The organism is Herbaspirillum sp. alder98, from assembly GCF_020179755.1.
Classification (GTDB): domain Bacteria; phylum Pseudomonadota; class Gammaproteobacteria; order Burkholderiales; family Burkholderiaceae_D; genus Herbaspirillum.
The window spans coordinates 463314-483883 of record NZ_JAIUCY010000004.1 but is presented as its reverse complement, the minus strand read 5'-3'; the positions used below and the strand labels follow the sequence as shown (position 1 = coordinate 483883).

Here is a 20570-nt window from a genome sequence, read left to right as displayed (position 1 = left end):
CGACGCCGGCCTCGAGCACCAAGAATAACGGAGACAACAAGTGGATCTGAATCTGCAAGACAAGGTAGTGATCGTCACCGGTGGCGCCTCGGGCATCGGCGGCGCGATCTCGATGCAGCTGGCCGCCGAAGGCGCGCTGCCGGTGGTGTTCGGGCGCAGCGAGCCGGACCCGCAATTCTGGCAGCGGCTGCAGCAGCTGCAGCCACACGCCGCGTTCTTCAAGCTTGACCTGCAGGACGAGGCCAGGATCGGCCACGCCGTGGCCGACACCGTGCAACGCTTCGGGCGCCTCGATGGCCTGGTCAACAATGCCGGGGTCAACGACAGCATCGGCCTGGATGCCGGGCGCGATGCCTTCGTCGGCTCGCTCGAACGCAACCTGATTCATTACTACGTGATGGCGCACTATTGCGTGCCGCACCTGAAGGCCACTCGCGGCGCCATCATCAATGTGTCGTCCAAGACCGCCATCACCGGCCAGGGCAACACCAGCGGCTATACCGCCTCCAAGGGGGCGCAGCTGTCGCTCACCCGCGAGTGGGCCGCCGCCCTGCGCGACGATGGCGTGCGCGTCAATGCGCTGATCCCGGCCGAGGTGATGACGCCCCTCTACGAGAACTGGCTGGCCACTTTCGACGACCCGCAAGCCAAGCTTGCCGCCATTTCGAGCAAGGTGCCGCTGGGCAAGCGCTTCACGACTTCCGAAGAGATGGCCGACATGGCGGTGTTCCTGCTGTCGGGGCGTTCGTCGCATACCACCGGTCAATGGGTCTTCGTCGATGGCGGTTATACCCATCTCGACCGTGCGCTGACCTGAGGAGCCGTAATGCGCCATCTGCTCGCACTGGACCTCAAGGACGACGCTGCACTGATCGCCGAGTATGAACGCCATCACCGCCGCATCTGGCCCGAGATTGCCGCCCACCTGGAGCGGCAAGGCGTGCTCGGCATGGAAATCTGGCGGCTGGGTACGCGCATGGTGATGGTGATGGAGACCGACGACGCCGTGTACGACGCCGCGGCGATGGCCGCCGCCAGCGAGAAGGACCCCAAGGTGCGCGAATGGGAGGAGCTGATGTGGCGCTTCCAGGCGCCCACGCCCTGGACCCCGGCTGGCCAGAAATGGATCGGCATGGAGCAGATATTCGATCTGTCCAGCCAACCCTGAAGCACTGATTCAAGATCAAGAAACGACGGCGTCGCAGAAGCGCCGGATATGCATCCGAGGTGAGCATGCAACAAGACCAAGAGACAAGAGACACTGCCGCGACCGCCGCCCAGCCGGTGATCGCGCTGCGCAACGTCAGCAAGCGTTTTCCGGGCGTGCTGGCGCTGGATAATTGCCAGTTCGACCTGGCGGCCGGCGAGGTGCATGCGCTGATGGGCGAGAACGGCGCCGGCAAGTCGACCCTGATGAAGATCCTGTCGGGCGTCTACCAGCGCGACAGCGGCGAGATATTGATCGATGGCCGTGCGGTCGAGATCGACGGCCCGCGTGCGGCGCAGGCGCTGGGCATCGGCATCATCCATCAGGAACTGAACCTGATGAATCACCTGTCGGCGGCGCAGAACATCTTCATCGGCCGCGAACCGAAGAAAAGCCTGGGCCTGTTCATCGACGAAGAAAAACTGAACCGGCAAGCCGCTGTCATCTTCGAGCGTATGCGGCTCGACCTCGATCCGCGCACGCCGGTCGGCGAATTGACCGTGGCGCGCCAGCAGATGGTCGAGATCGCCAAGGCGCTGTCGTTCGATTCGCGCGTGCTGATCATGGATGAACCTACCGCCGCGCTCAACAACGCCGAGATCGCCGAACTGTTCCGGATCATCCGCGACCTGCAGCAGCAGGGCGTGGGCATCGTCTACATCTCGCACAAGATGGATGAACTGCGCCAGATCGCGGACCGGGTCACGGTCATGCGCGATGGACGTTACATCGCCACCGTGCCGATGCGCGACACGCCGATGGATACCATCATCTCGATGATGGTCGGCCGCCAGCTCGACGGCGGCCAGGGCACGCCGCCCGATACGTCCGCCAATGAAGTGGTGCTGGAAGTGCGCGGGCTGTCGCGTGGACGGGCCATTCGCGACGTCGGTTTCACCCTGCGGCGGGGCGAGATACTGGGCTTTGCCGGGCTCATGGGCGCTGGCCGTACCGAAGTCGCGCGCGCCATCTTCGGCGCCGATCCGGTCGATGCCGGCGAGATCCTGATTCACGGCAAACGCGCCCTGATCGGCTCGCCCGCCGATGCGGTGGCGCACGGCATCGGCTACCTGTCGGAAGACCGCAAGCACTTCGGCCTGGCGGTGGGCATGGATGTGCAAACCAATATTGCCTTGTCGTGCATGGGCCGCTTCGTGCGGCGCGGCATCTTCATCGATGAGCGCGCCTTGCGCGAGACGGCCCAGGGTTACGTGCGCCAGCTGGCCATCAAGACGCCATCGGTAGAGCAGCAGGCGCGCCTGCTGTCGGGCGGCAACCAGCAAAAGATCGTGATCGCGAAATGGCTCCTGCGCGACTGTGACATCCTGTTTTTCGACGAACCCACGCGCGGTATCGACATCGGCGCCAAGAACGAAATCTACAAGTTGCTCGATGCGCTGGCGGCCCAGGGCAAGGCGATCGTGATGATCTCCTCCGAGTTGCCCGAAGTGCTGCGCATGAGTCACCGGGTGCTGGTGATGTGCGAAGGGCGCGTCACGGGCGAGCTTGCCGCCGCCGACGCCACCCAGGAAAAAATCATGCAGCTCGCCACCCAGCGCGAGTCGACGGTGATCCAATAATTCAATTCGAGACGCTCATGGCCAATCCCACTCAATCCGCCACCACCATGTCCAAACCAGAACTCTCGCCAGGCTGGCGCGCCCGCCTGTTCAACCCGGCCGCGCGCCAGAAGCTGCTGGCGTTTGCCAGCCTGATCGTGCTGATGGTGTTCTTCACGGCCGCCTCGCCCAACTTCCTGGAGGTCGACAACCTGGTCAGCATCCTGCAGTCGACCGCAGTCAATGGCGTGCTGGCGATTGCCTGCACCTACGTCATCATCACCTCCGGCATCGACCTGTCGGTGGGCACCATGATGACGTTCTGCGCGGTCATGGCCGGCGTGGTTCTGACCAACCTGGGCTTGCCGCTGCCGCTGGGCATCCTGGCCGCGATCTTCTTCGGCGCGCTCTCGGGCTGGACCTCGGGCATGGTGATCGCCAAGCTCAAGGTGCCGCCGTTCATCGCCACCCTGGGCATGATGATGCTGCTCAAGGGCTTGTCGCTGGTGATCTCGGGCACGCGGCCGATCTACTTCAACGATACCCCGGGCTTCTCGGCCATTGCGCAGGATTCACTGATCGGCGACCTGATCCCGGCGCTGCCGATTCCCAATGCGGTGCTGATCCTGTTCCTGGTGGCCATCGGTTCCTCGATCATCCTCAACAAGACCGTGTTCGGCCGTTATACCTTCGCCCTGGGCAGCAATGAAGAAGCGCTGCGCCTGTCGGGCGTGAAGGTCGATTTCTGGAAGGTCGCGGTGTACACCTTCTCGGGCGCCATCTGCGGCATTGCCGGCCTGATCATCGCGTCGCGCCTGAACTCGGCCCAGCCGGCATTGGGGCAGGGCTACGAGCTCGACGCCATCGCCGCGGTGGTGATCGGCGGCACCTCGCTGTCGGGCGGCACCGGCACCATCCTGGGCACCATCATCGGCGCCTTCATCATGAGCGTGCTGGTCAATGGCCTGCGCATCATGTCGGTGGCCCAGGAATGGCAGACGGTGGTGACCGGCGTGATCATCATCCTGGCGGTGTACATGGATATCCTGCGCCGTCGTCGTCGCGCCTGAAGAATCAGTTTCATCCCCCGTCGCCACTGGCGGCACTCCATCATCGATAACAAGCAAGGAGACAGCAGTGATCCACAAGAACTTATTGACCGCAGCGCTCGGACTGGCCCTGTCGGTCGGCATGGCCACCGGCGCCCAGGCGCAGGAAACCTACATCCCGCTCATTTCCAAGGGCTTCCAGCACCAGTTCTGGCAGGCGGTGAAGTCGGGTGCGACCCAGGCTGCGGCCGACTACAAGGTCAAGGTGACTTTCGAAGGCCCCGAGACCGAAGCCATGGTTGACAAGCAGATCGACATGCTGTCGGCGGCGCTGGCCAAGAAGCCACAGGCGATCGGCTTTGCCGCGCTCGACAGCAAGGCCGCGTTGCCGCTGCTGAAGAAGGCGCAGGCCGCGAAGATCCCGGTGGTGGCATTTGACTCGGGCGTGGATGGCGATATTCCGGTCACCACCGCGACCACCGACAACAAGGCGGCAGCCGCCCTGGCCGCCGACAAGCTGGCCGAGCTGATCGGCAAGGAAGGCGAAGTGGCCGTGGTGGCGCATGACCAGACCAGCCGTACCGCCATCGACCGTCGCGATGGGTTCCTGGATCGCATCAAGTCGACCTATCCGAAGATCAAGGTGGTCAGCGTGCAATACGGTGGCGGCGATCACCTGAAGTCGACCGAAGTGACCAAGTCGATCCTGCAGGGCTATCCCAAGATCAAGGGCATCTTTGGCACCAACGAAGGTTCGGCCGTGGGCGTGGTCAATGGCGTGCGTGAAATGAAGCGCAAGATCGTCATCATCGGCTACGACTCGGGCAAGCAGCAGAAGGACGCCATCCGTGAAGGCCTGATGGCTGGCGCCATCACCCAGAATCCGGTCGGCATCGGCTACAAGACGGTCGAGGCTGCGGTCAAGGCGATCAAGGGCGAGAAGCTGCCGAAGATCATCGACACCGGTTTCTACTGGTACGACAAGACCAACATCGACGACCCGAAGGTCGCCGCTGCACTGTACGACTGATCGGCCCCAGGCCGGATGCGACGTGCCCAGGGCCGTCGCATCCGGCTTTTTTTTGCTGGCAAGGAAAGCATGAGCACCCAACGTATCGACGCGCATCAACATTTCTGGCGCTATCGCCCCGAGGATTACCCGTGGATCGGGCGTGGCATGGAACTGCTGGCGCAAGACCGCCTGCCGGGTGAACTGTATCCGCTGTTGAGCGGGCAGGGCCTGGATGCATCGATTGCCGTGCAGGCGCGTGCCGGACGCGAAGAGACTGGTTTCCTGCTGGGACTGGCGCGCCAGGATGCGCGCATCGTCGGTGTGGTGGGTTGGGAAGACCTGGCTTCGCCTGAGTTGGAACAGCACGTGGCCGAATGGGGCCGCGACAAGTTATTGGGTTTTCGGCACCAGATCCAGGACGAGGCCGATGCCGCTGCCTTCCTGGCCGGCGCCGATTTCAATCGGGGCGTGGCCTGGATGCAGGCGCAGCGACTGGTCTATGACGTGCTGGTGTTCGAGCGACAACTGCCTGCCGTGCAGGAGTTCTGCCGCCGCCACGATCGGCACTGGCTGGTGCTGGATCACCTGGGCAAGCCGGCGCTCACCGAGTTCGGCCGCAATCCGGATGCCTACGCCCGCTGGCGCCAGCAGATCCAGGCGCTGGGCGCCATGCCGCATGTCGCCTGCAAGATATCGGGACTGGTGACCGAGGCCGACTGGATGCGAGGCCTGCGCGAACGGGACTTCGAACACATCGTGCTGTGCCTGGATACGGCGCTGGACGCCTTCGGCCCGCAGCGTCTGATGTTCGGTTCGGATTGGCCGGTGTGCCTGCTGGCGGCGTCCTACGCCAAGGTGGCGTCGGTGGTCAGGGAATGGGCCCAGACGCGGCTGTCGGCAGCGGACCAGGTGGCGCTGTGGGGAGGGACGGCGGCGCGTTGTTATGGCCTGGATGGTTGATGCCGGCGCTCAACGTCACTGGGTACCGGCTTTCGCCGGCACGACGAACTGTTTATGACTCCACCGCCGTCGCCCTGACGCAAGTCAGGGCCCAGCGGCTTGCAATGTAGCCACAAGCGCCTTCACTTCACCACCGAAAACCCGTCGAACGCCACCCGCAACATGTGCCGCACGATATCGTCGGGCGTCATCTTGCTGAATTTCTGCAGATACTCGACCGCCGGATCGCAGGTGCGCGCGTAGTAGCTGAACAGCACCACGTCACTGGGCAGCGTCGCATCGAGCTCGCCCTTCTTCTGCGCCTCCTTCACCAGCTTCTCGATCTGCCCATTCAGTTTGAGCACCCGCGTGACGTACTTGATGTTGCGCATCAGCATGTCGCGCACATGGGCGCTGGTCGAGGGCAGGAAGGGCAGGCCGCCGTCCAGGCGCACCCGCAGCGCCCATTCGAGCATGGCTTCGAGCTTGCCGCGCGGGCTGTCGATGGCGGCCAGTTGCTCCAGCTGGTCGATGGCGCCATCGATGAGCCGGATCATGGTGTCGCCCACCAGCTCTTCCTTGGATTTGAAATGCTTGTACAGGCTCGGCTTGGAGATGCCTACGGCGCTGGCCACGTCGTCCATGGTCATCAAGTCGTAACCCTTGGTGGCCAGCACGGCAGTGGCCGCGTCGAGGATGGCGTTCTCGCGCAGCTTGAAAGCCTGGTCCTTGAAACTCAGTTTGCCGAAAATACTCATTGGTAGCTTTTATTACTAATCAGTAGATTTTATTTTTCATCGGTAGTAATCTTAGCACCGATGCGGCGCCGTGCGGGGCCGTGCTAATTTACTTACATCAAATCGGGCGACGCAATCATGACTTCGGGCAGGCAACGCATTGCGGTGATCGGCGGCGGCATCTCGGGCCTGGCCAGCGCCTACTTCCTGGCGCGCCAGCACGACGTGGTGCTGATGGAGTCGGCCGCCACCCTGGGCGGTCATGCCAACACCGTCGATATCGAGCTCGATGGGCATGCGATGGCGGTCGATACCGGGTTCCTGGTGTGCAATGACCGTACCTATCCCAATCTGCTGGCGCTGTTCGCCGAACTCGGCGTCGAGACCTATGCCAGCGACATGTCGTTCGGGGTGTCGATGCAGGAGGGCGATCTCGAGTGGGCCGGCACCAGCCTGGACACCGTATTTGCCCAGCGCCGGCGGCTGCTGGATCCGGCGTTCCTGGGGATGTTGCGTGACATCGTTCGTTTCAACCGGGCCGCGCCGGCCAACCTCGCCCAATGCCAGGCGCATCCGCAGTCGCTGCGCCAGTTGCTGGCCGCAGGCGGCTATGGCGCGCAGTTTCGCGATGCCTATCTGCTGCCGATGGCCGCTGCCATCTGGTCCAGTGCCCCGGCCGACATCCTCGATTTCCCGGCGGCCACCTTCCTGCGCTTTTGCATCAACCATGGCCTGCTGCAACTGAGCGATCGACCGCAGTGGCGCACCGTGCGCGGTGGCTCGCGCGAGTATGTGCGACGCATCGCCGATAGCCTCCCCGAGGTGCGCCTGGCCTGCCGCCTGCACAGCGTCACCCGCACCGAAGCCGGGGTGACGGTGCGCAGCGCCGGGGCCATCCCGCGTCAGGAGCAGTTCGATGCCGTGGTGTTCGCCACCCATGCGCCGCAGACGCTGGCGCTGCTGCACGATGCCACGCTGGAAGAACAGCAGGTGCTATCGGCTTTTCGCTACCAGCACAACCAGGCCTGGCTGCATACCGATACCCGGCTGATGCCGCGCCGACGCAAGGTCTGGTCGGCCTGGAATTACCTGGGCGCGCGCAGCGCCGACGGTCACCAGGGGGTGTGCGTGAGCTATTGGCTCAACCGCCTGCAGGCGTTGCCGGGCGAGCGCGACCTGATGGTGACGCTCAATCCGCCGCAAGCGCCGGCGCCGGAATGCACCATCGCCAGCTTCGACTACGAACATCCGGTGTTCGACCAGCACGCCATCGATGGGCAACTGCGCCTGCCGACGATCCAGGGAAGGCATCGGGTCTGGTTTGCCGGCGCCTGGACCGGCTACGGTTTTCATGAGGATGGATTGAAATCGGCGCTGCGGGTGGCGGCCGATTTCAATCTGGCCCCGGCCTGGGCCACGCTGCCATGAACAGCGCGCCTCCCGACCGCAACCCGCCGCCGGCCTACCTGATGCGCGCACAGGTGATGCACCAGCGGCTGCGTCCGGTCGGGCACCGTTTCGTCTATCCGGTGTTCTGCGTGCGCATCGACCTGGCGCGTGCGCACGAGGCGCGCAATGCCTGGTTCGGCATGGACAGCCGCCGCTTGATGAGCATTCGCAGTCGTGACTATGGCGCGCGCGATGGCGGCGACCTGCAGCAGTGGGTGTGCGGCCGTCTGGCCGAGGCTGGCATCGAGAGCGATGGCGCCATCGTGCTGCAGACTTTTCCGCGCCTGTTCGGATTCGTGTTCAACCCGATCAGCCTGTTCCTGTGCCATGACCGCGATGGCGGCCTGCGCGCGGTGCTGGCCGAGGTCAACAACACCTTCGGCGATACCTGGCATTACCTGGTCACAGCGCCCGACGGCGCGGTGATCGACGAACACACTGCGCTGTCCAGCGCCAAGCGGATGCACGTGTCGCCCTTCTGCGAAGTCCGCGGGGATTACCGTTTTCGCCTGCGCCAGCGCGGCGACACCGCCATGGTCGGCATCGATTACCACGACGATGGGCAAGAGCAGCCGCTGCTGCGCACATCCATCGGCGGTCAGTTGCGGGCGTTGACGGCATCTGCCGCCGTTGCCGCATTGTGTGCCCAACCGCTGCTGACGATCGGTATCGTCGTCCGCATTCACTGGCAGGCGCTGCTGTTGTGGCGCAAGCGCGTGCCCTGGTTCAGCAAGCCGCTACCGAACCCCCCGTCCGGTAGCGGCCGTTCTTCCGACAAGGAGTTGTCATCATGAATTCCATCCAGATCCTGCAACAAGGCGGCGAGCGCGCCGGTCCGCTGGCGGTGCGCCTGTTCTTGCGCTTGCTCGAGCGCGTGCGGCACGGCCATCTCGAACTGGTCACGCCCCATGGCACCACGCTGACCTTCGGCGAACCGCACCAGCCACGTACGGCGCACCTGCATATTCGGGACTGGCGCGCCTGCGCCCGCATTCTGCGCGCAGGCGACATCGGCTTTGCCGACAGTCACGCCGCCGGCTGGGTCGATTGCGATGACCTGGCCGCGTTGCTGCGGCTGGCGCTGCGCAATCGCGAGGCGTTGGAGAAAGGCGTTTATGGCGGACGACTGAGCGGCTGGTGGTATCGCCTGCGGCATCTGCTGCGCGCCAATACGCGGCGCGGCAGCCGGCGCAATATCCATGCGCATTACGACCTGGGCAACGACTTCTACCGGCTGTGGCTGGATCAGGGGATGACCTACTCCAGCGCCATTTTCGAGTACCCCGGCCAGCCGCTGGCCGACGCCCAGACCGCCAAGTATCGGCGCATCGTCGACCAGCTCGGCCTGCGCGCCGGCGACTCGGTGCTGGAGATCGGATGCGGCTGGGGCGGCTTTGCCCAATATGCCGCCGAGCGCGGTGTGCGGGTGCACGGCGTGACCATCTCGCCGGCGCAACTGGAAGTGGCGCGCCAACGGTTGCAGCGCAGTGGCCTGGATCACCTGGCCACGGTGGAGTTGCGTGACTACCGCGACCTGCAGGGGCAATACGATGCGGTGGTGTCGATCGAGATGCTGGAGGCCGTCGGCGAACGCTTCTGGCCGCGTTATTTCGACACGGTCGCGGCCTGCCTGAAACCGGGCGGGCAGGCGCTGATCCAGTCGATCACGATTGCCGAGGAACGGTTCGTGCGCTACCGCGACAGTTCGGACTTCATCCGCGAGACGATCTTCCCCGGTGGCATGCTGCCCAGTCCGGAGCGGCTGTCGGGGCAGGCGCAGCGGTCGGGGCTGCAATTGCGCGATCAGTTCTTCTTCGGCCGCGACTATGCCGAAACGCTGCGCCGCTGGGAGCGTGACTTCATGGCGCGCCGCGAGGACATCGCCGCGCTCGGTTTCGACGAGCGCTTCCTGCGGCTGTGGCGGCTCTATTACACCTATTGCGAGGCCGGTTTTGATGAGGGGCAGATCGATGTCGGGCAGTTCCTGTTAGCCAAAACCGCTCACTAATTAATTCGCTCACTGAGGCAGGAGGTTGCAATGTTCTTCGCACCGATGAATGCGCCCGTGCACGACTGGCATGGGCGTCGTATCTGGTTGATCGGCGCCTCCAGCGGGATCGGCGCGGCGCTGGCGCGACAGGCGCTGGCGGCCGGGGCGCGCGTGGCCTTGTCGGCGCGGCGTGCCGATGCACTGGAAGAGGTGGCCGGCGGTCATCCGCAAGCCCTGGTGGCGCCGCTCGATGTGCTGTGTCCCGATGGCTGGCACGACCAGCATGCGCGTATCTGCGAAGCCTTCGGCGGGGTCGACCTGCTGCTGTTCTGCGTGGCCCAGTACCAGCCCGAGCGCAGTTGGGAGGTACGCGAAGATCAGGCCGATTTTACCTTGCGGACCAATCTTTCCAGTGTCTACGTGGCGCTGGCGACGGTGCTGCCGGGCATGATCGCGGCGCATCGGGGCGGCATTGCACTGGTGGCCAGCGCTGCCGGTTACGTCGGGCTGCCCGGCGCCAGCGTGTATGGTCCGGGCAAGGCGGCGCTGATCAACCTGGCCGAGATTCTTTACAGCGACCTGCATCGCAAGGGCATCGATGTCTATCTGATCAACCCGGGTTTCGTGCAGACCAAGCTGACCGCCAAGAACAGCTTTGCGATGCCTGCGATCCAGACGCCCGAGCAGGCCGCCCGTGAAATCTGGTCTGGCATTGCACGCGGCTTGTTCGAAATTCATTTTCCACGGCGCTTCACCAACTGGCTCAAGCTGTTGCAGATGCTGCCGTTCCGCTGGCGCACGGCGCTGTTGCAGCGACTGGTCGGCGTTTCGTGAGCGCGCAACTCGATGGCCTACTGGATTGGTACGCCACGCTGGCGCCGGAGACGCTGGTGCGGTTGCCTGAATTCTATGCCGCCGATGCGCGCTTCAAGGACCCGTTCAACGACGTCCAGGGCGTGGCTGCGATTTCGCGCATCTTCACGCACATGTTCGAGACCACCGAGCGGCCGCGTTTCGTGATCCTCGATCGTATGGCGCAGGGGGCTCAGGGGTTTGCCACCTGGCGCTTCGAATTCGGCCTGAAAGGACAGCAGTACACGGTGCTGGGCGCCTCCCACCTGCATTTCGACGAACGCGGCCGGGTGCTGCTGCATCGCGATTACTGGGACGCCGCCGAAGAACTGTGGCAGAAGCTGCCCCTGATCGGCGCGCCGGTGCGCTGGTTGCGCGGGCGCTTTCGCGCTGCCTGAAGGCGATCAATCGGTGGTGCTGGGGCTCCAGAAGACCTGCTTGACGGCGGGTAGCGCCGACAGGCGGGCCACCAGCGCATCGAGTTCGTTGCCGTCGACCGAGGTCGCCGCCAGCGTGGCTTCGATTTCGATTTCGTCTTCGTTGAAGGGCCGCACCTCGAGATCGTGGGTCGGGTAGCGCGACAGTTCCAGCATCGAGGTCACTTGCGCCAGCACCAGTTTCTGGTGAGCGCCTTCGACGATCAGGTGCAGGGTGTTGGTCACTTCCACCGAAGGCACATCGAGCGGCTTGCGGTTGATGGTGTTGACGATCGGGCGCAACAGTGTGTTGGCGGCCAGCACGAAGATCGTGGCCATGATCGCCTCTAGAATCAAGTCGGCACCAGCGGCCGCACCCACGGCAGCCGACCCCCACAAGGTGGCGGCGGTATTGATGCCGCGCACATTGCCTTCTTCGCGCATGATCACACCGGCGCCCAGGAAGCCGACCCCCGAGACCACATACGCCACCACGTGCACCGCGCCTTCATGGCCGCCCATGCGATTGGCCATGTCGACGAACACGGCCGAACCCAGCGCCACCAGCACATTGGTGCGCAAGCCTGCGGTGCGCTGGCGATATTGGCGTTCGAGGCCGATCAGGCCGCCCAGGATGAAGGCGGCGGTCAGGCTGACCAGGGTGTCGAGCAGCGAGGCGAGGTTGATGTTCTGGAAGATTTGCATGGCAAGGCGCAGCGTTGGCTTGGTAGAGGGGCGCGGAGATTGTGCGCGATGATGCCAGTCAAATGCAACAGGGGCGTGACAGGGCCGTGATGATTGGGTCTTGGCGTGCTTTGCCGCGACAGGCTACGATGGCGCTTGTTTTCAACTCCAAGAGGCTTTTCATGACCTTGTTCTCCCGTCTGCGCGCCATTCTGGGCTGTGCCCTGATCTGCGCTGCGTTACCGTTGGCACCGCTGGCTTCCCAGGCTGCCGAGCATCCGAAACCGGTCGAGGGCGACTGGGTCGCGCCGAAGTTCACCTTCCAGAATGGCCAGTCGATCGAAGGCTTGCGCCTGCATTACGTGACCATCGGCGACCCGGCCAATCCGGCCGTGCTGGTGCTGCATGGCACCTATCAGGCAGCCACCGCCATGCTGAGCCGCGACTTTGCCGGCGAGTTGTTCGGACCCGGCCAGCCGCTGGATGCCAGCCGTTACTTCATCGTCATTCCTGACGGCATCGGCGTGGGCAAGTCGAGCAAGCCTTCCGACGGCTTGCGCGCGGCCTTCCCTCCCTACAACTATGCCGACATGGTGCAGGCGCAGTACCGGATGGTCACCGAAGGACTGGGCATCAAGCACTTGCGCCTGATCATCGGCAATTCGATGGGCGGCATGCAGACCTGGCTGTGGGGCGGCTCGTATCCGGGGTTTGCGGATGCCCTGGTGCCGATGGCTTCGCAACCGACCGAGATGGCTGGCCGCAACTGGCTGATGCGGCGCATGCTGGTGGAATCGATTCGCCAGGATCCGGCCTGGAACGGCGGCAACTACACCACCCAGCCGCCTTCGCTGCGCCTGGCCAACAACATGTTCATCTTCGGCACCAACGGTGGCACGCTGGCGTATCAGCAGAATGCCGGCACCCACGCCCAGGCCGACAAGCTGGTCGATGAGCGCCTGGCGGCGCCGGTGACGGCCGACGCCAACGATTTCATCTACCAATGGGGTTCATCGGCCGACTACAACGCCATGCCGGGCCTGGGCAAGATCAAGGTGCCGGTGCTGGCGATCAATTCGGCCGATGACGAGCGCAATCCGCCTGAGACCGGCCTGATGCAGGCGGCCTTGAAGGACTTGCCCAATGCGCGCCTGTTGCTGATTCCGGCCAGCAGCGCCACCCGCGGTCATGGCACCACCGGCCTGGCCAAGTTCTACGCGCGTGAGCTTGAACAGTTCATCAAGGGCTTGCCGGCACGCTGAGGGGCCGCTGTTGCGGCTGCTTTGCGGGCAAACTGTTACTCGCAGGCAGCCGCGCGATGCGGCATGATGCGGGCATCAATCGCATCGTGACTGCAGGGAGCCGCATGACCGCCTTTATCTCGCCGCAACCCACGCTGAGTGGCCAGTTGCTTGAACTCCAGCCGCTCCAGCCCGGGCATCGCCAGGCTTTGCTGGAGGCCGCCGCCGATGGTCAGTTGTGGAACATGACGCTGACCGTGGTGCCGTCGGCGGCCACGATCGACAAATACTTGTCGATCGCATTGGACGGGCGCGCTGCCGGCAACGTCTGGCCGTTCGTCATCGTGCTGCGCGGCACGGGCCAGGTGATCGGCACCACCCGCTTCTGGAAGATGGACGCGGGCCACCGCAAGCTGGAGATCGGCCATACCTGGCTGGCGCAATCGCATCAGCGCAGCGGCGCCAATACCGAGGCCAAGTTGCTGCTGTTGCAGCACGCCTTCGAGCAACTGGGCTGCGTGCGGGTGCAATTCACCACCGACGAACTCAACACCCGCTCGCGCGCGGCGATCCTGCGCATCGGCGCCACCCAGGAGGGCATCGTGCGGCATGAGCGCATCATGCCCGACGGCCGCAAGCGCAACTCGGTGCGGTTCTCGATCATCGATGACGAGTGGGACGCGGTGAAGGCGGCCCTGATGGAAAAATTGGGGCAACGCATCTCGCAGATTTAATGTGAACAGGCCCTAGCCTTCGCTGCGCAGTTCCTGTTCCAGGTCTGCGCCCAGTGCCGTGCAGCGCGCGGCCAGCAAGGCCTGCAACTGCCGCACTGCCGGTGAAAACTGGCGCCGGTGCGGGCACACCAGATGCAGCGGCGCTGCCTGGCCCCGCTGTTGCGGCAGCACGATCTGCAGCCGCCGCGCACGCACGTCGGCGCCCACGTCCAGCCACGACTTATAGGCGATGCCTTCGCCGGCCAGCGCCCAGCGCCGCACCACATCGCCATCGTCGGTCACCAGCGGCCCCCGCACGGCCACCGTATGCTGGCCCTCGCGATCGGGAAAAAACCACTTGTCGTAGACCCGTCCATGCAACTGGTACAGCAGGCAATCGTGTCCGGCCAGTTGCGCCAGCGATTGCGGCGCGCCATGGCGTCGCAGGTAATCGGGCGACGCCACCAGCACGCGACGGTTGTCGGGCGCCAGAGGCAGGGCGATGAAGCTGGCGTCTTCCATGCGGCCGTAGCGGATGGCGATATCGACCGGATCGCGAAAGACATCGGCCACCTGGTCCGATACCAGCAGGCGCAGGTCGAGCCGGGGATGGGCGCGACGAAACTCCGACAGCCACGGCAGCAGCACGTTGCGCCCCAGGTCCGAAGGCGCGGCCACCTGCAGTGTGCCCGACAATTCGGTGGCGTCGCCGCGCAAGCCGTCCTGGCCATCGCGCAGCGCCTGCAGCGCCTCGGTCGCGTAGGGCAGGTAGCGCTCGCCCTCTTCGGTCAGGCGCAGGCTGCGGGTAGAGCGGGCAAACAGGCGGATGTCGAGATCGCGCTCCAGGCGAGCGATGGCGGCGCTGACCTGGCCCGGCAACAGGTCGGCCTCGCGCGCAGCCTGTGAAAAGCTGCCCAGCGCGGCCGAGCGGATAAACAATTGCAAGTCTTCAAGACGGATCATCTTCACGCCGGGAGTGAAAGTCCTTGTCGCGGCAGCGGGTGGTCGACGGTGTCGTAACTTCGTACCATAGGCATCAACGTGGTCGAAGGGGGAGGGTGTCGTGAAGACATCCTGCCAACGACCGGCGACTTAACCTCTGCCAAAGGAAATGAAATGAAAGCGATAGTCTACACGCAGCATGGTCTGCCCAGCACCGACGAGAACTCACTGATCGACATCGAACTGCTGGAACCGACCCCCGGCCCGCGCGACCTGCTGGTGGAAGTCAAGGCGGTATCGGTCAATCCAGTCGATACCAAGATCCGCCGCAATGCGCCGGTGACCGAACCGCGCGTGCTGGGCTGGGATGCCGCCGGCGTGGTGCGCGCGGTGGGCGCCGAGGTGACCCTGTTCAAGGCGGGCGACGAAGTGTTCTATGCCGGCTCGCTGACCCGACCCGGTTCCAACAGCCAGTTGCAGGTGGTGGACGAACGCATCGTCGGCCACAAGCCGGCCAGCCTGGACTTTGCCGATGCTGCGGCGATTCCGCTGACCGCCATCACCGCCTGGGAGTTACTGTTCGACCGCGTGGGCGTGGCCGAGAATGGCGGCGAGGGCCGTCGGCTGCTGATCATCGGCGCCGCCGGCGGCGTCGGTTCGATGCTGGTGCAACTGGCGCGCAAGCTGACCCGGCTGACGGTGATCGGTACCGCTTCCCGGCCCGAGACGATTCAATGGGCCAGCGAACTGGGGGCGCACCATGTGATCGATCACACCCGGCCGCTGCCGGAGCAATTGCACAAGCTGGGCATCGATAACGTCGATATCGTCATCAGCCTGACCCACACCGACCAGCACTACCCGCAGATCGTCGAGGTGCTGGCGCCGCAGGGCCAGTTTGCGCTGATCGATGATCCGGCCGCGCTGGACGCGCTGCCGCTCAAGCGCAAGAGCATTTCGTTGCATTGGGAGCTGATGTTTACCCGTTCCATGTTCGGCACGCCGGACATGATCAAGCAGCACGAGTTGCTGCAACGGGTGTCGCGCCTGATCGACGATGGCGTGCTGCGCACCACCGTCGGCGAGCGTTTCGGCACCATCAACGCGGCCAACCTGCGGCGCGCTCATGCGCTGATCGAAACCAATCGCGCACGGGGCAAGGTGGTGCTGGAAGGGTTCTGAACAAGTGTTGTGGATAAATGCTGATTATTGCAAATATGGCAATATTGCGAGCTGTTTGTCCGCAGCATGGTAAATTATCGAGTCCGGGCCGGTATAAATGGCCTGGGCCTGATTCACTACCCCTATAGGAACCCTAGTTGGAAAACATATTACTGATCGTCGCAGCCTTCTTCCTGGTTGCGTTGAACGGTTTTTTCGTTGCTGCAGAATTCAGTCTGGTCAAGTTGCGACAAACGCGCATCAGGGCCATTGCCAAGACTCAGGGCTTGCGCGGTCGCATTCTGGCCGTAGTGCACAATCAACTCGACGCTTATCTTTCCGCCTGCCAATTGGGCATCACGCTGGCCTCTCTCGGTCTGGGCTGGATCGGTGAACCGGCATTCGCCCGGCTTCTCGAACCGTTGTTCTCCCTCGTTGGCGTGACCAATGCCGAACTGATCCACGGCGTATCCTTCGTTTTCGCCTTCTTCGTCATCTCCTTCCTGCATATCGTGGTGGGTGAACTGGCGCCCAAGTCGCTGGCCATCCGCAGCCCTGAAAAGCTGGGCCTTTGGTGCGCCATGCCGCTGTACGGTTTCTATTGGGGCATGTATCCGCTGATCTGGGTTCTCAACGCCAGCTCCAATGCGCTGCTGCGGGCCGCCGGCCTGGGCGCCAACCATGGTCATGACGCCCATTATTCGTCCGACGAACTCAAGCTGATCCTGCGGGCCGGTGGCAAGAGCGGCAAGAACGGCAAGTTCACGCGCGACGAGTGGAACATGCTGGCGCAAAGCCTCAACTTCAGCGAGATGGATGTGGCCGACATCATGCGTCCGGCCAGCGAGATCATCGCCCTGGGCGATGACAAGTCGCTGGCCGAGAACATGGAGATCGTTTACCGCAACCGTTTCTCGCGGTATCCCTATTTCGACAGCGAACGCCGGCTGGTGCTGGGCCTGGTGCACTTGAAGGATGTGTTCCTGGCGCAGCAGGACGGTCGCGCCATCGTCAACCTGAAGGATTACCTGCGCCCGGTGCAGTACATCTCGCCGTCGCTGCCGGCGCTGGACCTGCTGCGCCGCTTTCGCACCGGCTCGCCGCACTTTGCCATCATCGGCAAGAAGGGGCAGTCGCCGCAGGGCTTCATCACCCTCGACAACATGCTCAGCCTGCTGGTGGGCGAGATCCGCGACGAATTTCGCCACAACAGCGGCGAGTGGACGCGCCAGGACGATGGCACCTTGCTGGGCAAGGGCAGCCTGCCGATCGTTACGCTTGAGAACATGCTGGGCATCGATATCGAATACGACGACAGCATCGATTCGGTGGGCGGCCTGGTGATGGAAAAGCTGGGCGACCTGCCCAGGGAAGGCCAGAAGATCGAGTTCGCGGCCTTCGACGTGGTCATCAAGCGCATGTCCGGCCCCAAGATCGTGCTGGTCAAGATCTATCCGCGCGCCAGCCTGTCCCAGGACTGATCCGGCCACAGCCGGCGCCATGCATGCAACCTGCATGGCGTGCGCTGCCCGCCCGGGCTGGTATTAATTTTGTAAATCATTGCGACAATGCTTGATGCAGTGTCGCTTTGTTGCGCATGTCTTATTGTCGCTTTCCGATTTTATGAGGAAAGTGGCAATGAATGTAACGACGCATCCCGAAACCAACACCCATCGCGACCAAGTGCAGCAGGTGCTTGATCCCTTGTTGCAAGCCCGTACCAGGCTTGCTCCCGTGGGAGAATTCTATAGCCCCGAGTTCCGCCAGAAACCGGCCGATCCCAGGTATGTGTTCGAGTTGCGCAAGAACGGCAGAGATTATTCGCTGCACACCACCGATGCGAGCGCGACCTTCACGCCGTCGGTGGATGGCGATTTCATCTATGTCATCAAGGCCGATGATCCTGGGCGCATCTATGTCGCCATCGATATGCGGACGGGACCGCCGGAGCTGCGCCAATATGGCGTGGAAGGGCATACCTCGTTCGGCAACGGCAGTGATGTGTTGTATGCGGGCGAGCTTTCGTTCGACAACGGGCGTCTGGTCTCCTGGGATAATTCCAGCGGTCACTATCGCCCGTCTGGCGACGCGCGCCACACCAATATGCTGCCCGTCGTACGCAACTTGCTTCCCGAGCGGCTCTTCGCCGTTGCGCAGAAGCCCTTGACCCTCAGGCTGGGGCAGCGGGACATCGAACTGATGGATCTGCGCGCAATGGGGGCTCGGGTTGATGGGCGTGTGCTGTGGACGGTGGCGCAAGCTGATGGCATGCCATCGCTGCAACACAATCTGGAGAACCGGATCCAGTTCAAATCGGATTACCTGGTCGGCCAGGACCGTTCGGCGCGTGCCGCCATCAATGCCGAGATCCTGCTGGAGGTGGCCTCCGTGCGCACCAGCGATAAGCCGCTGGTGATTGGCCCCTCCAAGAGCCGCATCCTGATCGATGCCATGAACGTCCAGCTGAGCCGCTTCAAGGGCGTCGTCTCGAAGGCGGCCAGCGGGGTGAAATCCAATACGTTGACGTACCTGATGCCGGGCGGCGGGATCGTCAGGCAGACCGGCGTCGGCCTGCAGGCATTCGGCATCTATAACAGCGTGCATAACCTGTCGGCAGCCATCGAGCGCGGCGACTCCACCGAGACGGTGATACAGGCTGCCGGCTTAGGCGCGGAAGGCGCGAGCCTGGCGGCCGAAGCGGCTATCCCGGCGCTCGGCCGCTATCTGCAGGCCGGCAATGTCGCGCGCTTCAATAGCTTCGCCGCCACCAGCTTCGGCCAGCGGCTGGGTGGCATGGCCCGCCTGGGCACCAATATTGGCCGTGCTGGTGGCGTTGTTGGAACGCTCATGACGGTGCCATTCGACATCTACAATGCGGTCACTTCATTCCGGCAGGCAGCGCAATCCAGTGGCAAGGAGGCCCAGGACCACTATGTCAACGGCGGCCTGACCAGCGTTGGTGCCGGGGTGTCATTCGGCCTGGGAATAGCTAGTGCCGCCGGCGTGCGTGCGGCTGGCCCAGCGGGGATTGTCTTCAGTCTCGCCTTGATCGCCGGCGCCCGGATCTATCAAAGCGTGCGTTATGTCGAAGATGTCGATGCGTATGCCGGGCTGTCCGCTGGCGAACGCTTTACCACCGGGCTGACCAGCTTCGTGGGATTGTCTAACACGCAAGAGGTCGAGGATCGTCTCGCCGTAGGTCGCGCACGCGATGCATATAAAACTGGCAAGGCAACGCAGCTGCAGGCGATCCTGAAAAAAAAGAACTGGCGCGCCGCGATTTTCGGCGATGCAGTAATCACGCCGCAGCGACCGATCGATATTGAGGACAACAGTTTTCTGAGCGGTACGGAGTTCGAGATTGTCAATGTGGAGCAACAACCGGCCAAGGTGATCGACAATGCCGCCGATGACAGCATCAATGCCAGTGCCGGCCTCAATGGCATCACCAACCTGGTACGCAACGCGCTCTCGTCTTCCGAGACCGTATTGTGGGCCACCGGCGATGGCAACGACCGATTGCTGGGCGTACTCGATAGTATCAATATCTTCAGCATGCGCCGTGGCAAGAAGGCCGTGCGGGGCGGCGAACAGGACGACTTCTTCATGCTCAATGCGATTCCTGGCAGCGGTTCGGCCTTCGATGGCGGCGAGGGCAAAGATACCCTGGTGCTGGCGGGCCCAGACGCTATCAGCGTCGATGGGCGGCCAATGGTGAACATCGAGTTGAGCCCTGATGACAGAAGCTGGGAATGGGATACCTCACCCGACACCTACCTCGAGACCGACGACGATGGCGCACAGCACCGCCGACGCAAGATCGGCATGCGGGTGAGTACCACCCCGGATGCTGGCAGCCTGCGGTGGGGGGGCAAGACCAGTGCACTGCGCTCCATCGAGAACGTGGTCACCGCACCCAATGCCACCACCTCCATTACCGGCAATAACGAGAACAATGTGTTCGTACTCAACGGATACGGCGACGTCGCCGGCGGCTTGGGGGGGGACGATGCCTATATCGTTCAGGGTGGTGGCAGTGTCACGCTGGATGTCGGTCCGGGGAATAACATCTTCGATATCAAACGCAGCATCGACGATATCGACATCTGGAGCCAGTCGGGCAAGGACTGCGTGATGCTCGACTTCGATCAGGGCGACATCTCCATCGAGGTGGTCGACAATAGCCTGGTCGTGGCGCTGGACGATGAAGGCGACCGCAAGGAAATCCGTTTCCGAGGCCAGTTCCGCACCGCCGCAGACGGCACTAAAGTGGCGCTGCGGAACAATGGCGACATCCTGCTGTGGACGCGCGACAACTATGCGCTGGCGCCCCTTCTCAGTAAAGTCGGTCTGGCCACGGACGGCATGATCGAGTGCGCGGCCACGCGTGCGTCAGATCCGGAGGTGCAGGTCATGGACTTGTTGATCCAGTATGCCGCCGGCGTTGCCGGCACCCCGATCGGGGCAGGCGCCGCCACCCCCGGCGGCAGCATGGCCGCTACCGGCCACTTGCTCACCCAGGCACCGCTGGCGCAGCCGTCGCTGGTCTGAACCCTGGGCCAGGCTGGTTTGCAGAACGAAAAAGGTCGCTCCCCTGTGCGGGGAGCGACCTTTTTTCT

The 20570-nt window shown here is 63.6% G+C and carries 19 protein-coding genes; 16 read left to right on the top strand and 3 right to left on the bottom strand.

What is annotated here, in order from left to right; all coding sequences use genetic code 11:
* Nucleotides 1–40 precede the first annotated feature (40 nt).
* The 6 genes from LBW87_RS12665 to LBW87_RS12640 all read left to right on the top strand — a co-directional run bounded on the left by LBW87_RS12665 (nucleotide 41) and on the right by LBW87_RS12640 (nucleotide 5787).
* Entirely contained in the window at nucleotides 41–817 is a 777-nt protein-coding gene (locus LBW87_RS12665; RefSeq protein WP_225201833.1) for an SDR family oxidoreductase, read from the top strand.
* 9 nt (nucleotides 818–826) lie between these two features.
* Entirely contained in the window at nucleotides 827–1168 is a 342-nt protein-coding gene (locus tag LBW87_RS12660; protein ID WP_225201832.1) for an L-rhamnose mutarotase, read from the top strand.
* Nucleotides 1169–1233: 65 nt separating this feature from the next.
* Nucleotides 1234–2787, top strand: coding sequence for a sugar ABC transporter ATP-binding protein (locus tag LBW87_RS12655; protein WP_225201831.1), 1554 nt, complete (start codon nucleotides 1234–1236; stop codon nucleotides 2785–2787).
* A 47-nt stretch (nucleotides 2788–2834) separates the two neighbouring features.
* Nucleotides 2835–3836 (top strand): ABC transporter permease, encoded by a 1002-nt coding sequence (locus LBW87_RS12650; RefSeq protein WP_413927644.1) that lies wholly within the window; start codon nucleotides 2835–2837, stop codon nucleotides 3834–3836.
* 121 nt (nucleotides 3837–3957) lie between these two features.
* Nucleotides 3958–4845 (top strand): ABC transporter substrate-binding protein, encoded by an 888-nt coding sequence (locus LBW87_RS12645; protein ID WP_225201880.1) that lies wholly within the window; start codon nucleotides 3958–3960, stop codon nucleotides 4843–4845.
* Between the two features lie 69 nt (nucleotides 4846–4914).
* A complete protein-coding gene (locus LBW87_RS12640; protein WP_225201829.1) occupies nucleotides 4915–5787 on the top strand; it encodes an amidohydrolase family protein in 873 nt (290 codons plus the stop codon).
* 122 nt (nucleotides 5788–5909) lie between these two features.
* Here LBW87_RS12640 and LBW87_RS12635 read toward each other — a convergent pair whose 3' ends face one another.
* Nucleotides 5910–6524 (bottom strand): TetR/AcrR family transcriptional regulator, encoded by a 615-nt coding sequence (locus LBW87_RS12635; RefSeq protein WP_225201828.1) that lies wholly within the window; start codon nucleotides 6522–6524, stop codon nucleotides 5910–5912.
* Between the two features lie 117 nt (nucleotides 6525–6641).
* Between LBW87_RS12635 and LBW87_RS12630 the strand changes: the two genes are divergently transcribed.
* Genes LBW87_RS12630 through LBW87_RS12610 form a run of 5 tightly spaced genes read left to right on the top strand, consistent with a single transcriptional unit; the run spans nucleotide 6642 to nucleotide 11192 of the window.
* Nucleotides 6642–7931, top strand: coding sequence for an NAD(P)/FAD-dependent oxidoreductase (locus tag LBW87_RS12630; protein WP_225201827.1), 1290 nt, complete (start codon nucleotides 6642–6644; stop codon nucleotides 7929–7931).
* Nucleotides 7928–8746: a DUF1365 domain-containing protein gene (locus tag LBW87_RS12625; RefSeq protein ID WP_225201826.1), complete on the top strand. Its 819-nt coding sequence runs from the start codon at nucleotides 7928–7930 to the stop codon at nucleotides 8744–8746. Before LBW87_RS12630 ends, LBW87_RS12625 begins: the two co-directional genes overlap by 4 nt.
* Nucleotides 8743–9960, top strand: a complete 1218-nt coding sequence (locus LBW87_RS12620) for an SAM-dependent methyltransferase (RefSeq protein ID WP_225201825.1) — start codon at nucleotides 8743–8745, stop codon at nucleotides 9958–9960. The genes LBW87_RS12625 and LBW87_RS12620 overlap by 4 nt, the downstream gene beginning before the upstream one ends.
* Before the next feature lie 30 nt (nucleotides 9961–9990).
* On the top strand, nucleotides 9991–10776 hold the full coding sequence (locus tag LBW87_RS12615) for an SDR family NAD(P)-dependent oxidoreductase (RefSeq protein WP_225201824.1): 786 nt from the start codon (nucleotides 9991–9993) through the stop codon (nucleotides 10774–10776).
* Entirely contained in the window at nucleotides 10773–11192 is a 420-nt protein-coding gene (locus tag LBW87_RS12610) for a nuclear transport factor 2 family protein (RefSeq protein WP_225201823.1), read from the top strand. Before LBW87_RS12615 ends, LBW87_RS12610 begins: the two co-directional genes overlap by 4 nt.
* 6 nt (nucleotides 11193–11198) lie before the next feature.
* Here LBW87_RS12610 and LBW87_RS12605 read toward each other — a convergent pair whose 3' ends face one another.
* Entirely contained in the window at nucleotides 11199–11915 is a 717-nt protein-coding gene (locus LBW87_RS12605; RefSeq protein ID WP_225201822.1) for an MgtC/SapB family protein, read from the bottom strand.
* 161 nt (nucleotides 11916–12076) lie between these two features.
* On the opposite strand from LBW87_RS12605, the gene LBW87_RS12600 reads away from it, so the two are divergent.
* Nucleotides 12077–13156 (top strand): alpha/beta fold hydrolase, encoded by a 1080-nt coding sequence (locus tag LBW87_RS12600; RefSeq protein WP_225201821.1) that lies wholly within the window; start codon nucleotides 12077–12079, stop codon nucleotides 13154–13156.
* A gap of 104 nt (nucleotides 13157–13260) precedes the next feature.
* Nucleotides 13261–13869 carry a GNAT family N-acetyltransferase gene (locus LBW87_RS12595; RefSeq protein WP_225201820.1) on the top strand — a complete coding sequence of 203 codons (609 nt, stop codon included), beginning with the start codon at nucleotides 13261–13263 and terminating at the stop codon, nucleotides 13867–13869.
* A 12-nt stretch (nucleotides 13870–13881) separates the two neighbouring features.
* Here LBW87_RS12595 and LBW87_RS12590 read toward each other — a convergent pair whose 3' ends face one another.
* Nucleotides 13882–14811, bottom strand: a complete 930-nt coding sequence (locus tag LBW87_RS12590; RefSeq protein WP_225201819.1) for a LysR family transcriptional regulator — start codon at nucleotides 14809–14811, stop codon at nucleotides 13882–13884.
* 153 nt (nucleotides 14812–14964) lie between these two features.
* On the opposite strand from LBW87_RS12590, the gene LBW87_RS12585 reads away from it, so the two are divergent.
* The 3 genes from LBW87_RS12585 to LBW87_RS12575 all read left to right on the top strand — a co-directional run bounded on the left by LBW87_RS12585 (nucleotide 14965) and on the right by LBW87_RS12575 (nucleotide 20502).
* Nucleotides 14965–15972 (top strand): zinc-binding alcohol dehydrogenase family protein, encoded by a 1008-nt coding sequence (locus LBW87_RS12585; RefSeq protein ID WP_225201818.1) that lies wholly within the window; start codon nucleotides 14965–14967, stop codon nucleotides 15970–15972.
* A gap of 137 nt (nucleotides 15973–16109) precedes the next feature.
* On the top strand, nucleotides 16110–17432 hold the full coding sequence (locus LBW87_RS12580) for a hemolysin family protein (protein ID WP_225201817.1): 1323 nt from the start codon (nucleotides 16110–16112) through the stop codon (nucleotides 17430–17432).
* A 91-nt stretch (nucleotides 17433–17523) separates the two neighbouring features.
* Nucleotides 17524–20502 (top strand): hypothetical protein, encoded by a 2979-nt coding sequence (locus LBW87_RS12575; protein ID WP_225201816.1) that lies wholly within the window; start codon nucleotides 17524–17526, stop codon nucleotides 20500–20502.
* The last annotated feature ends 68 nt before the right edge of the window (nucleotides 20503–20570 follow it).